The 12,585-nt window shown below is 58.0% G+C and carries 12 protein-coding genes; 9 read left to right on the top strand and 3 right to left on the bottom strand.

Annotated elements, in window-relative coordinates:
* Positions 1-35: 35 nt before the first annotated feature.
* A complete protein-coding gene (locus tag KGA97_RS06740) occupies positions 36-974 on the bottom strand; it encodes a DMT family transporter (RefSeq protein WP_223480443.1) in 939 nt (312 codons plus the stop codon).
* A gap of 94 nt (positions 975-1,068) precedes the next feature.
* On the opposite strand from KGA97_RS06740, the gene KGA97_RS06735 reads away from it, so the two are divergent.
* The gene (locus KGA97_RS06735; protein WP_223480442.1) at positions 1,069-2,478 is read left to right on the top strand and encodes a PLP-dependent aminotransferase family protein; all 1,410 of its coding nucleotides are present in this window, start codon (positions 1,069-1,071) and stop codon (positions 2,476-2,478) included.
* 96 nt (positions 2,479-2,574) lie between these two features.
* Here KGA97_RS06735 and KGA97_RS06730 read toward each other — a convergent pair whose 3' ends face one another.
* Positions 2,575-3,393 (bottom strand): pyruvate, water dikinase regulatory protein, encoded by an 819-nt coding sequence (locus KGA97_RS06730; protein ID WP_008027418.1) that lies wholly within the window; start codon positions 3,391-3,393, stop codon positions 2,575-2,577.
* Positions 3,394-3,567: 174 nt separating this feature from the next.
* On the opposite strand from KGA97_RS06730, the gene ppsA reads away from it, so the two are divergent.
* From ppsA to KGA97_RS06690, 8 genes are all read left to right on the top strand, one after another.
* Entirely contained in the window at positions 3,568-5,943 is a 2,376-nt protein-coding gene (gene ppsA / locus KGA97_RS06725) for a phosphoenolpyruvate synthase (RefSeq protein ID WP_008027416.1), read from the top strand.
* A 163-nt stretch (positions 5,944-6,106) separates the two neighbouring features.
* Positions 6,107-7,096, top strand: a complete 990-nt coding sequence (locus KGA97_RS06720; protein WP_032832384.1) for an alpha/beta fold hydrolase — start codon at positions 6,107-6,109, stop codon at positions 7,094-7,096.
* Positions 7,097-7,217: 121 nt separating this feature from the next.
* Positions 7,218-7,709 (top strand): ribonuclease E activity regulator RraA, encoded by a 492-nt coding sequence (gene rraA, locus KGA97_RS06715; protein WP_008037775.1) that lies wholly within the window; start codon positions 7,218-7,220, stop codon positions 7,707-7,709.
* A gap of 26 nt (positions 7,710-7,735) precedes the next feature.
* Positions 7,736-8,731: a zinc transporter ZntB gene (locus tag KGA97_RS06710; RefSeq protein WP_008027409.1), complete on the top strand. Its 996-nt coding sequence runs from the start codon at positions 7,736-7,738 to the stop codon at positions 8,729-8,731.
* A 63-nt stretch (positions 8,732-8,794) separates the two neighbouring features.
* On the top strand, positions 8,795-9,043 hold the full coding sequence (locus KGA97_RS06705; protein ID WP_007944521.1) for a hypothetical protein: 249 nt from the start codon (positions 8,795-8,797) through the stop codon (positions 9,041-9,043).
* Between the two features lie 2 nt (positions 9,044-9,045).
* The gene (locus KGA97_RS06700) at positions 9,046-9,870 is read left to right on the top strand and encodes a mechanosensitive ion channel family protein (protein WP_008027407.1); all 825 of its coding nucleotides are present in this window, start codon (positions 9,046-9,048) and stop codon (positions 9,868-9,870) included.
* Between the two features lie 86 nt (positions 9,871-9,956).
* On the top strand, positions 9,957-10,547 hold the full coding sequence (gene sigX, locus KGA97_RS06695; RefSeq protein ID WP_017337463.1) for an RNA polymerase sigma factor SigX: 591 nt from the start codon (positions 9,957-9,959) through the stop codon (positions 10,545-10,547).
* Between the two features lie 107 nt (positions 10,548-10,654).
* Positions 10,655-11,689, top strand: a complete 1,035-nt coding sequence (locus tag KGA97_RS06690; protein ID WP_008027405.1) for an OmpA family protein — start codon at positions 10,655-10,657, stop codon at positions 11,687-11,689.
* 125 nt (positions 11,690-11,814) lie between these two features.
* On the opposite strand, the gene cobA is transcribed toward KGA97_RS06690, so the two are convergent.
* A complete protein-coding gene (gene cobA / locus KGA97_RS06685) occupies positions 11,815-12,585 on the bottom strand; it encodes a uroporphyrinogen-III C-methyltransferase (protein WP_223480441.1) in 771 nt (256 codons plus the stop codon).

Raw genomic sequence — 12,585 nt, 5'->3', positions numbered from 1 at the left:
GTATTCAAGGACGCCTTCGCCGGCAAGCCTGGCTCCTACAGGTTCCGTGTCAGCCATTTCTCTAGCGGTAATTTGGTGATTGCAAACCCGCTCAACAAGATCGCCGAATAGATCATCAACTCTCGCGAAAGACTTTGCCCCTCATACCAAGCGCCGATGATCACGGCGAACACCGGGAAAATGATGAACACAAACGACAAAATGATCGGGCTCAAGCGCTTGAGCAGCAAAAAATAAACGATAAACCCGCCCACCGACGCCACCAGCCCCAGGTAGAGCAGGGCGCCCCAGGAACGCAGGCTGATCCCATCGAACACCGGCGCTTCGACATTCAGCCCCGCGACAAACAGCATCAAGCCCGCAATGCCGATCGGCAGCGTGTTGTAGGTAATGACGCTGATCGCCGAGCCGTGTTTCTTGGTCACCACGTAACACAACGCATGCATCACCGCCGCACAGAGAATCGCCAGCACACCGAGCAGCTCGGCGTGGTCCAGGTGCAATCCCTGGCTGCGAATAATCATGAACAGACTGCCGAAGCCGATGGCAATGCCGAGCACTTGTGACGGGTAGATTTTTTCTCGCAGAAACAGCGCGGAAAACACCAGGATGAACACCGGCATGCAACTGAACAGCAGGGCTGTCAGGCCTGATGAAACGTGCATCTCGCCGTAATTGAGCAAGTAATACGGCAGGCTGAAATACGACAGCGTCACGAACAGGAAAAACCAGCGGCTTTCCTTGGGGAACATCAACGGTTCACGACGGATGAGGGCGAAAGCAAGGAACAACGGAAAGGCGATCAGAAACCGCAGCCCGGCGGCCGTCAGCGGTGGCACCGTTTCAACCGCAATCTTGATCCCGAGCCATGTCGTTCCCCAGCTCAGGCACACGATCAGAAACAGGACGCTGGTGATCAGCGCGGCTAACCAGGGTTTTCCAGTGCTTGAATTCGCGCTGAGAGCGATGGACATGATCGAGTTCCTTTTTTGTTGTCGGAATTGACCTGCGTCTGCAAAAGGTCTATCCCTGATTGAACCTGTTTAAAGCACGCTATTCGGGACTTAAATGAGTGTCAAAGTAAGTATTGCCATGGTGTCAATCCTGCGCGACGGGCTCGTCAACGGACTGGGCGTGAAGTACAAGCGCCTGGCGGACGCTGTGGAAAAAGCGATTGTGGAAGGCGTGATCGAGCCCGGCTGCAAACTGCCGCCGCATCGGCTGTTGGCCGACAGCCTCGGCGTGACCATCGGCACCGTCAGCCGTGCTTACGGCGAACTCGAACGCGTAGGAAGGGTGGTCGCTCGCGTAGGAGATGGCACTTACGTGCGTCAGCGCGGGATGGAACGTCAGCGCGATGCTGGCTTTCGCAACGTCAGCGACGAGCCGCAGGCATGTTTCGACATGAGCCGTAATCAACCGATTCCGGGGCAGGAAGCACTGTTTTTAAGCCAGAGCTTGCAGGCGTTGGCGCACGATCCCGATGCCTTGCACAGCATCGGCGGCTACACCGCCGATGCCGGATCGCTACGCCATCGCGCGGCGGGTGCGCACTGGTTGCGGCACCTGCAATTTGTGCCGGATGCCGAGCAGGTCGTGTGCGTGAACGGCGGCCAGCACGGTCTGTTGTGTGCCTTGATGGGGTTGCTCAAGGCGGGCGATACCGTGGTCACGGAGCACCTGACTTACCCGGGGTTGATCAGCGTTGCACGCATGCTTGGGATCAAACTGATCGGCGTCGCGATGGATGACGAAGGGCTGATGCCGGATGCGCTGGAAGACGTTTGCCGCAACCATCGTGTGTCGGCGCTGTACTGCACGCCGACGATCCAGAATCCTACGGCGGCGGTGATGTCCGTCCCACGGCGTGAGGCGATTGCCGAGGTCTGTCGGCAGCACAATCTGCTGATCTTTGAGGATGAAGCCCACGCGGTGTTGGCTCGGCAGCGACCGTTGCCCTTGAGTTATTTCGCCCCGGAGCGCTCGGTGTTGATTGGCAGCCTGAGCAAAGCGGTTTCGGCGGGGTTGCGCGTCGGTTATCTGCATGCGCCGCAACCGTTGATCGGACGCTTGAGCGCGGCGGTACGCGGAACGTGCTGGATGGCCAGTCCGTTGGCGCTGGAGGTGGCGAGCCTTTGGATCGAAAACGGTAGTGCGGCGCAGTTGCTGGCTCGGCAGATTATCGAGATCGGTCGGCGCAAGGCGTTGGTCTGTGGGGTGTTGGAGGGCGTGGTGTACAAAACCCATCCCGACAGCCCGCACTTCTGGATCGAAGTGCCCGAGCCATGGCGGGCGTCGCAGATTGCGGCGGAACTCAAGGAGAACAATTACCTGGTCGCCACCGCCGAGGCGTTTGCGGTCGGGCATGGGGCGGTGCCGCAGTTCATTCGGGCGAGTGTGTGTAATTCGGCGGGGGATGATGGATTGTTGATTCGAGGGTTTGAAGCGTTGGTCGGAGCAATAACAGAAACCGTGTAATCGTTCTTCGCGGGCAAGCCTCGCTCCTACAGGGTTCGCGGACATCCTGTAGGAGCGAGGCTTGCCCGCGAAGGCGGCCTGAAGGGCGCTACAAATCTACTTGAACCGCCGCTCCACACCTTTCTCCACCAGAATCTTCGCCGAAATCTCTTCCACCGAAAAATGCGTGGAGTTTATGTGCGCAATATTCTCGCGGCGGAACAGGTTCTCCACCTCGCGCACTTCAAACTCGCACTGCGCGTAGCTCGAATAGCGGCTGTTGGGCTTGCGCTCGTTGCGGATCGCGGTCAGGCGGTCCGGGTCGATGGTCAGTCCGAACAACTTGTGCTGGTGGGCGCGCAGGGCGTTTGGCAGCGTCAGGCGCTCCATGTCGTCTTCGGTCAACGGATAGTTGGCCGCGCGGATGCCGAATTGCATCGCCATGTACAGGCACGTCGGTGTCTTACCACAACGCGACACCCCCACTAGGATCAGGTCGGCCTTGTCGTAATAATGCGTGCGCGCACCGTCGTCGTTGTCGAGGGCGAAGTTCACCGCCTCGATGCGCTCCATGTAATTGGAGTTGCCACCGATAGAGTGAGACTTGCCGACAGTGTAGGAAGAATGCTCGGTCAGTTCCTGTTCAAGCGGTGCCAGGAAAGTCGAGAAAATGTCGATCATGAAACCATTGGACGTTGCGAGGATCTCACGAATGTCCTGGTTGACGATGGTGTCGAATATGATCGGCCGGAAGCCGTCGGTTTCGGCGGCCTTGTTGATTTGTTGTACCATGGCCCGCGCTTTATCCACGTTGTCGATGTACGGCCGCGTGAATTTGCTGAAGGTAATGTTTTCGAACTGCGCCAGGAGGCTTTGACCCAGGGTTTCGGCGGTAATGCCGGTGCCATCGGAGATAAAGAAAGCAGATCGTTTCATTTGCACCTTGGGCCTTAAGCTAGTGACGAATCTTGGATATGATAGGCGCGGTTTGCCGGCCTCGAGTGGCCCGCATTCTCACTTATTTTCCAGGTCCAGGCCATACAGCCGGCAAATGCTCCTTTCGAGCGCCGGCTTCTGAGCTTTTCCAACACAGTTAGTGGAGAGATCACCTTGGTAGAGTACGTAGTTTCCCTCGATAAGCTCGGCAAACACGATGTTGAGCATGTGGGGGGCAAGAACGCATCCCTGGGCGAGATGATCAGTAACCTTGCAGGTGCCGGTGTATCGGTGCCCGGTGGCTTCGCCACGACAGCTCAGGCTTATCGTGATTTTCTGGAACTGAGCGGCCTGAACGATCAGATCCACGCCGCCCTCGACGCCCTGGACGTCGATGATGTCAACGCCCTGGCCAAGACCGGCGCCCAGATCCGTCAATGGATCATGGAAGCCGAGTTCCCCGAGAAGCTCAACACCGAGATCCGCACCGCGTTCGCCACGCTGTCGGCCGGTAACCCTGACATGGCCGTGGCAGTGCGCTCTTCCGCTACCGCCGAAGACCTGCCGGACGCTTCCTTCGCCGGTCAGCAGGAAACTTTCCTGAACATCCGTGGTGTCGAAAACGTCATTCGCGCCGCCAAAGAGGTGTTCGCTTCGCTGTTCAACGACCGTGCGATTTCCTACCGCGTGCACCAGGGCTTCGACCACAAGCTGGTCGCCCTGTCGGCTGGCGTGCAGCGCATGGTCCGCTCCGAAACCGGCACTGCCGGCGTGATGTTCACCCTCGATACCGAATCGGGCTTCCGTGACGTGGTGTTCATCACCGGCGCCTACGGCCTGGGTGAAACCGTCGTACAAGGCGCGGTGAACCCGGATGAGTTCTACGTCCACAAAGGCACGCTGGCCGCCGGTCGTCCGGCCATCCTGCGTCGCAACCTGGGCAGCAAAGCCATCAAGATGATCTACGGCGAAGTCGCCACGGCCGGCAAGTCGGTCAAGACCATCGACGTCGACAAGGCCGATCGCGCACGTTTCTGCCTGAGTGACGCCGAAGTCAGCGAACTGGCCAAGCAAGCGATGATCATCGAGAAGCACTACCAGTGCCCGATGGACATCGAATGGGCCAAAGACGGCGACGACGGCAAGCTCTACATCGTTCAGGCCCGTCCTGAAACCGTGAAGAGCCGCACCCAGGCCAACGTCATGGAACGTTACCTGTTGAAAGAAACCGGCACCGTGCTGGTTGAAGGTCGCGCCATCGGCCAGCGCATCGGCGCCGGCAAAGTCCGTATCATCAAGGACGTGTCCGAGATGGACAAAGTCCAGCCGGGCGACGTGCTGGTTTCCGACATGACTGACCCGGACTGGGAACCGGTCATGAAGCGCGCCAGCGCCATCGTCACCAACCGTGGCGGTCGTACCTGCCACGCGGCGATCATCGCTCGCGAACTGGGCATTCCGGCCGTAGTCGGTTGCGGCAACGCCACCCAACTGCTGAAAGACGGCCAGGGCGTGACCGTTTCCTGCGCGGAAGGCGACACCGGTTACATCTTCGAAGGTGAGCTGGGCTTCGACATCAAGAAAAACTCCGTGGATGCCATGCCGGATCTGCCGTTCAAGATCATGATGAACGTCGGCAACCCGGACCGCGCCTTCGATTTCGCGCAACTGCCGAACGCCGGTGTGGGCCTGGCCCGTCTGGAATTCATCATCAACCGCATGATCGGTGTGCACCCTAAAGCGCTGTTGAACTACGACGGCCTGCCGCAGGAAATCAAGGACAGCGTCGACAAGCGCATCGCCGGTTACAACGATCCAGTCGGCTTCTACGTCGAGAAACTGGTCGAAGGCATCAGCACGCTGGCGGCTGCGTTTTATCCGAAAAAGGTCATCGTGCGTCTGTCGGACTTCAAGTCCAACGAATACGCGAACCTGATCGGCGGCAAGCTTTACGAGCCGGAAGAAGAAAACCCGATGCTGGGCTTCCGTGGCGCCTCGCGTTACATCAGCGAATCGTTCCGTGACTGCTTCGAACTCGAATGCCGCGCCCTCAAGCGTGTGCGCAACGAGATGGGTCTGACCAACGTTGAAATCATGGTGCCGTTCGTCCGTACCCTGGGCGAAGCGAGCCAGGTCGTCGACCTGCTGGCCGAAAACGGTCTGGCCCGTGGCGACAACGGTCTGCGCGTGATCATGATGTGCGAACTGCCGTCCAACGCGATTCTGGCGGAAGAATTCCTTGAGTTCTTCGACGGTTTCTCCATCGGCTCCAACGACCTGACTCAGCTGACGCTGGGCCTGGACCGTGACTCCGGGATCATCGCTCACCTGTTCGACGAGCGTAACCCTGCGGTCAAGAAGCTGCTGGCGAACGCCATTGCTGCGTGCAACAAGGCGGGCAAGTACATCGGTATCTGCGGTCAGGGTCCTTCGGACCACCCTGATCTGGCCAAGTGGCTGATGGAGCAGGGCATCGAAAGCGTTTCGTTGAACCCCGATTCCGTACTGGAAACCTGGTTCTTCCTGGCTGAAGGTCAAGCTTCGGCTTGATGGTGTGGGAACGGCTCGCTCACTGTAGGAGCAAGGCTTGCCCGCGATGGCGTCTTCAAAATCGCCATCGCCAGCAAGCTGTGCTCCTACAGGGGGCGGCCGTTTTAAGAGATTGAAGTAGGGCGGGCTCCTCTGGATGCCGCCCTTTTTTGTGCAAGAGACTATGCAAAGCAGCAGCAACCTATTTCCTGTCGCCCTGATCAGCGCCGAGCGGCGCGGCGATCTGAGCGAAGACGTCTATCGTTTGAAACCCGGCAACAGCCCTGACGGCACCGTGGAACTGGCCGTGACCCGTCTGGGCATGGCAGACGCACCCGCGCACGGTGGTGTGCCGGTGATTCTGTTGCACGGCAGCTTTTCCAATCGGCGCTTCTGGTTCTCCCCAAAAGGCCTGGGGCTGGGCGCCTATCTGGCGCGTCTGGGATTCGATGTGTGGATCGCGGAAATGCGCGGTCATGGCCTGTCCCAGCGCAACCAGAACTATCGCAAGAACCGCGTCGCCGACTACGCTCGTTACGATCTGCCGGCCATTGGCGCGTTCGTGCGTGAGCAGAGCGGCCAGGTTCCGCACTGGATCGGTCACTCGCTAGGTGGCATTACCCTGGCGGCAGCCTTGGGTGGCGGGTACATCGGTGAACCGGTCGTCGCGTCTGCGGCATTCTTCGGTACGCAAGTCAGCCGCACCTATTGGCCGTTGAAAATTCCGCCGGTGGAGTGGAGCGGGCGCTTCATTCTCAAGCGTTTCGCCCAACTGTCCGGTTCACGGCTCAAGCGCGGCCCGGAGGACGAGCCGATTGGCCTGGCCCTGGAAAGCATGCGTTGGTATGGCCTGTTCGGGCGTTTTGGTGATGCCGACAAGGATTGGTGGGCCGGATTGGCTGACGTTCAGAGCCCTGTGTTGGCCGTGAGCGCCGTCAGCGATCATCAGGATCCAGCGTGGGCGTGCCGCAAGTTGTTTGATCAGATCGGTTCCGAGCACAAGCAATTCATCAACCTTGGCCGCGAGCAGGGCTTTGGCGACAATTTCGGTCACGTGGAAATGTTGGTCAGCAAAGCCGCTCAAGCCGAAGTCTGGCCGTTGGTGGCGCGTTGGCTGTCGGACCAGCACACGCCTTTGCTCGGTGAAAAAGCGGATTTGGCCTCGGCAGTCTGAGCCTGATGCTCTATCAAGGGCATTCCGCTCTGATCGGCTTGCGGCTAAGATATGACGCATTGAGCTTTTCTGGTCACTTTGCGACATCCTCGATTGTCTTCCTCTTTACAGGAGTTTCTCGATGAACCATTACCTCACGCCTGACCTGTGCGACGCCTATCCGGAACTGGTACAGGTGCTGGAACCGATGTTCAGCAATTTCGGCGGCCGTGATTCCTTCGGCGGCGAAATCGTGACCATCAAGTGCTTCGAAGACAACTCGCTGGTCAAGGAGCAAGCCGAACTCAAGGGTAATGGCAAGGTGTTGGTGGTCGATGGTGGCGGTTCCCTGCGTCGCGCGCTGCTGGGCGACATGATCGCCGAGAAAGCCGCTAAAAACGGTTGGGAAGGGATGGTGATCTACGGGTGCATCCGCGACGTCGATGTCATCGCGCAGACTGATCTGGGCGTTCAGGCCCTGGCCAGTCACCCGATGAAAACCGACAAGCGTGGCATTGGCGATCTCAACGTTGTGGTGACGTTTGCCGGTGTGACGTTCCGTCCAGGCGAATACATTTATGCGGACAATAATGGCGTGATCATCTCGCCAAGCCCGCTGAAGATGCCTGAATAAGCGTTGCGCCAACCGAAGGGGTGAGGATGTTCGAGGAAGAAAACGCGCAGTGGGGGCTGGTGCATGCCCTGGTGCTGGATGGTAAAGGCGGCGCGCGTTCGATAGCCCGGACTGAACTCGATGACTTGCAGCTTCAGGCCCATGAAAGCCTGTGGCTGCACTGGGATCGCAGTCACCCGCAAACCCAGACCTGGCTGCGCAAATCCAGCGGTCTGAGCGAATTCAGCTGTGATCTGCTGCTGGAAGAAAACACCCGTCCGCGTCTTCTACAGCTTTCCGACAGCGAACTGCTGCTATTTTTGCGTGGGGTCAACCTCAACCCCGGGGCCGAGCCGGAAGACATGGTCTCGGTGCGGATCTTCGCCTCGGCACAGCGGGTTATTTCCCTGCGCCTGCGTCCATTGCGCGCCACCGACGAGTTGCTGGTGCAGCTCGCGGAGGGCAAGGGGCCGAAGACCGCCTCTGAACTCATCCTTTATATGGCCCAGTACCTCACCAATAAGGTGCAGGATCTGGTCAGTTGCCTCTCGGAAGTGGTCGATGAGGAAGAAGAAAAACTGGATGCCGACGAACGGTATTCGCCCGAGCATGACTCCATTTTGCAGATCCGTCGCAGGGCTGCTGCGCTGAAACGTTTCCTGGCACCGCAGCGGGATATTTTCGGACAACTGACCCGGATAAAATTGCCCTGGTTTGTCGAAGATGACGGCGACTACTGGAACGAATTGAACAACAGCCTGACCCGCTATCTTGAGGAGCTGGAATTGACCCGGGAGCGTGTGGGGCTGGTCCTCGAGGCCGAGGACAGACGTTTGAGCGTGCGTATGAATCGCACGATGTACCGCTTCGGGATCATCACCGGAATCTTTTTGCCGATGAGTTTTCTGACCGGTCTTTTGGGTATCAACGTCGGCGGTATTCCGTTCTCTGCCAGCCCGTATGGCTTCCTGATTGCCTGCCTGATGATGATCTCGGTGGCACTGGGGCAGTGGTGGTTATTCCGACGTTTGCGCTGGGTATGACGATGCGCCATGTGACCCGGGTAAATTTGACCGCGTCTTTCACAGACATCACGAGAGGTGCGTATGCACGATCCGTTTGAACAGTCTTTGCGTGACATGCTGAACGCTTCGCCGTCTACCCGCGACGACGATGCGTGTCTTGGGCGCGTCCTGAAAACCGCCAACCGCCAGGTCGGCGCCGGTGATCTGTTCAGCCTGCTGGGCCGCTGGTTGCCCGCGCTGATGATCGCCTTGAACAACGGATCGGCTCACGTCTCGCCGGTTTCCCGTCACCGTAAACCTACCGTTCGCACTGCTGATAAGGCTGATTGAATATGGAACTTGATCTCTGGACTCAGAGCCTCGTCACTGCAATGACTGCGTTATGGACCAAGGTTGCGAATTTCATTCCGAACCTGTTCGGCGCACTGGTCGTGCTGCTGTTGGGTTTCGTCGTGGCGAAACTTTTGGATACTTTGCTGTCCAAGTTGCTCGCCAAGCTCGGTCTCGACCGCTTGATGGGCGGCACCGGTCTGACAAAATTGCTGTCCCGGGCCGGCCTTCAAGTGCCGATTTCGACGCTGATAGGCAAAATTGTCTATTGGTTCGTTTTGCTGATTTTTCTGGTTTCTGCAGCAGAATCGCTTGGACTTGAGCGAGTTTCGGCTACGCTGGACATGCTTGCGCTGTATTTGCCGAAAGTGTTTGGCGCCGCGCTGGTGCTGCTGGTAGGTGTTTTGCTGGCACAACTGGCCAATGGGCTGGTGCGAGGTGCGGCAGAGGGCGTAGGGCTGGATTACGCCGCCGGGCTGGGGCGAATTGCCCAGGGCCTGGTGATTATCATCAGTATTTCGGTCGCAATCAGCCAGTTGGAGGTCAAGACTGACCTGCTCAACCATGTGATTGTGATTGTTTTGATTACCGTTGGTCTGGCGGTAGCGCTGGCCATGGGGTTGGGAAGCCGGGAAATTGCCGGTCAGATTCTTGCGGGAATCTATGTGCGTGAGTTGTATCAGGTTGGGCAACAAGTGCGTGTTGGCGAGGTCGAAGGTCAGATCGAAGAGATCGGCACGGTTAAGACCACATTGCTGACCGATGAGGGTGAGCTAGTCTCTCTCTCTAATCGGATTCTCCTGGAGCAGCATGTGAGTAGCCGCTAACCCGGCAAACCCTGCTAATGTATGCCGCCGCAAAATGCCCTGAAGGGCTGCGGCGGACATTGACCTGACTGTCGGCCAGACTTGTTTTGAATAAAGCTCAATCGCTCTCCACGCGCTACGACCCCCGCGAGCTCTCTGATGAGGAGTTGGTCGCGCGCTCGCATACCGAGCTGTTTCACGTAACGCGCGCCTATGAAGAATTGATGCGCCGTTACCAACGAACATTATTTAACGTTTGTGCACGATATCTTGGGAACGATCGCGATGCAGACGATGTCTGTCAGGAAGTGATGTTGAAGGTGTTGTATGGCTTGAAGAACTTCGAAGGTAAATCGAAGTTCAAGACATGGCTATATAGCATCACGTACAACGAGTGCATCACACAGTATCGGAAAGAACGGCGAAAGCGTCGCTTGATGGACGCATTGAGTCTGGACCCCCTCGAGGAAGCGTCTGAAGAAAAGGCGCCGAAACCCGAGGAGAAGGGCGGGCTTGATCGCTGGCTAGTGTATGTGAACCCGATTGACCGTGAAATTCTGGTGCTACGATTTGTCGCAGAGCTAGAGTTTCAGGAGATCGCAGACATCATGCACATGGGTTTGAGTGCGACAAAAATGCGTTACAAACGCGCTCTAGACAAATTGCGTGAGAAATTTGCAGGCATTGCTGAAACTTAGTTCGGCGCAAATATCTCTTACGTGTAGGCAAGTTCTGATAGACTTGCCGCCGAGTTGTCCCCCGGTTTGCGGGACTGCTTCACAATCACCAGATGGGGATTTAACGGATGAAACTGAAAAACACCTTGGGCTTGGCCATTGGTTCTCTTATTGCGGCCACTTCGTTCGGCGCATTGGCACAAGGCCAAGGCGCAGTTGAAATCGAAGGCTTTGCAAAGAAAGAGTATTACGATAGCCAGCGCGATTTCAAAAACGACGGCAACCTGTTCGGTGGTTCGGTTGGTTACTTCCTGACCGACGACGTTGAACTGCGTCTGGGCTACGACGAAGTGCACAACGTTCGTAGCGAGTCGGGCAAGAACATCAAGGGCTCCAACACTGCCCTGGACGCTCTGTACCACTTCAACAACCCAGGCGACATGCTGCGTCCGTACGTTTCGGCCGGCTTCTCCGATCAGAGCATCGGTCAGAACGATCGCGGTGGTCGTAACGGTTCCACCTTCGCCAACGTTGGCGGCGGTGCCAAGCTGTACTTCACTGACAATTTCTACGCCCGTGCCGGCGTTGAAGCTCAGTACAACATCGACCAAGGTGACACCGAGTGGGCTCCAAGCGTCGGTATCGGTGTGAACTTCGGTGGCGGCTCCAAGCCTGCAGCTGCTCCAGTTCCAGCACCAGCTGAAGTCTGCTCCGACAGCGACAACGATGGCGTTTGCGACAACGTTGACAAGTGCCCGGACACCCCAGCCAACGTAACTGTTGACGCTGATGGCTGCCCAGCAGTTGCCGAAGTCGTTCGTGTTGAGCTGGACGTTAAGTTCGATTTCGACAAATCTGTTGTTAAAACCAACAGCTACGGCGACATCAAGAACCTGGCTGACTTCATGAAGCAGTACCCATCCACCACCACTACTGTTGAAGGTCACACTGACAACGTCGGTCCTGACGCTTACAACCAGAAACTGTCCGAGCGTCGTGCAAACGCCGTTAAGCAAGTTCTGACCAACCAGTACGGTGTTGAATCGTCCCGCGTTCAGTCTGTTGGCTACGGCGAATCCCGCCCAGTTGCTGACAACAAAACTGACGCTGGCCGCGCTGTAAACCGTCGCGTAGAAGCGCAGGTTGAAGCTCAAGCTAAGTAATTAGCCCGCAGCTCTGAGAAAAGCCCGGCTTAGGCCGGGCTTTTCTTTGCCTGCGATTTGGGTTTTCGAATCACCGGCCCCCTGTAGGAGCCGGCTTGCCGGCGATGGTCGTCAACGATGACGCGTTAAGCCTGACACGCTGAGGTGATCTCAAGTTCTTCGCCAGCGAGCTGGCTCCTACAGGTTTCGGGGTGTGCCGCTACAACGCCGATCACCAGAATCGCCGGGCTTTTCAGCTCAAAGGCGCAGGCATCTTCCTCCATCGCTGTCAGATCGCTCCGACATTCCCGTTGATGCGGCAGGGAAGCGTTTTCAATCATCGCCACCGGCGTATCCGCCGCCATCCCTCCGGCCAGCAGTTGCTCGCGAATTTCACTGAGCTTCGCCACGCCCATGTACACCACCAGCGTTGTGCCACTTTGTGCCAGGGCTTGCCAATTCAGGCTGCTGCCATCCTGAGTGTGGGCGGTGACCAGCGTCACGCCGCGCGCCACGCCCCGCAGGGTCAGCGGAATATCGCATTGCGTCGCACCGGCCAGCCCGGCGGTGATGCCATTGACCAGCTCCACGTCGACCCCGCGTTCGCGCAGCCACTGCGCTTCTTCACCGCCCCGCCCAAAAATGCACGGATCGCCACCCTTGAGCCGCACCACGCATTTACCGTGGCGGGCATAACGCAGCATCAATCGATGAATGAACGCCTGAGGCGTCGAGCGACAACCTCCGCGCTTGCCCACCGGAATGATCCGCGCCTGCGGGCAATGTTCCAGCACGGCGCCATTCACCAGGTCGTCGATCAGCACCACATCCGCTTCGCTCAGCGCCCTGACGGCTTTGAGGGTCAGCAATTCCGGATCACCAGGACCCGCACCCACCAGCCAGACTTTTGCGTTCAT

This window comes from Pseudomonas sp. BF-B-15 (assembly GCF_019946675.1).
In the GTDB taxonomy this organism is placed as follows: Bacteria; Pseudomonadota; Gammaproteobacteria; order Pseudomonadales; family Pseudomonadaceae; genus Aquipseudomonas; species Aquipseudomonas migulae.
The sequence above is the reverse complement of the archived record's forward strand: the minus strand, read 5'-3'. Positions and strand labels throughout refer to the sequence as shown.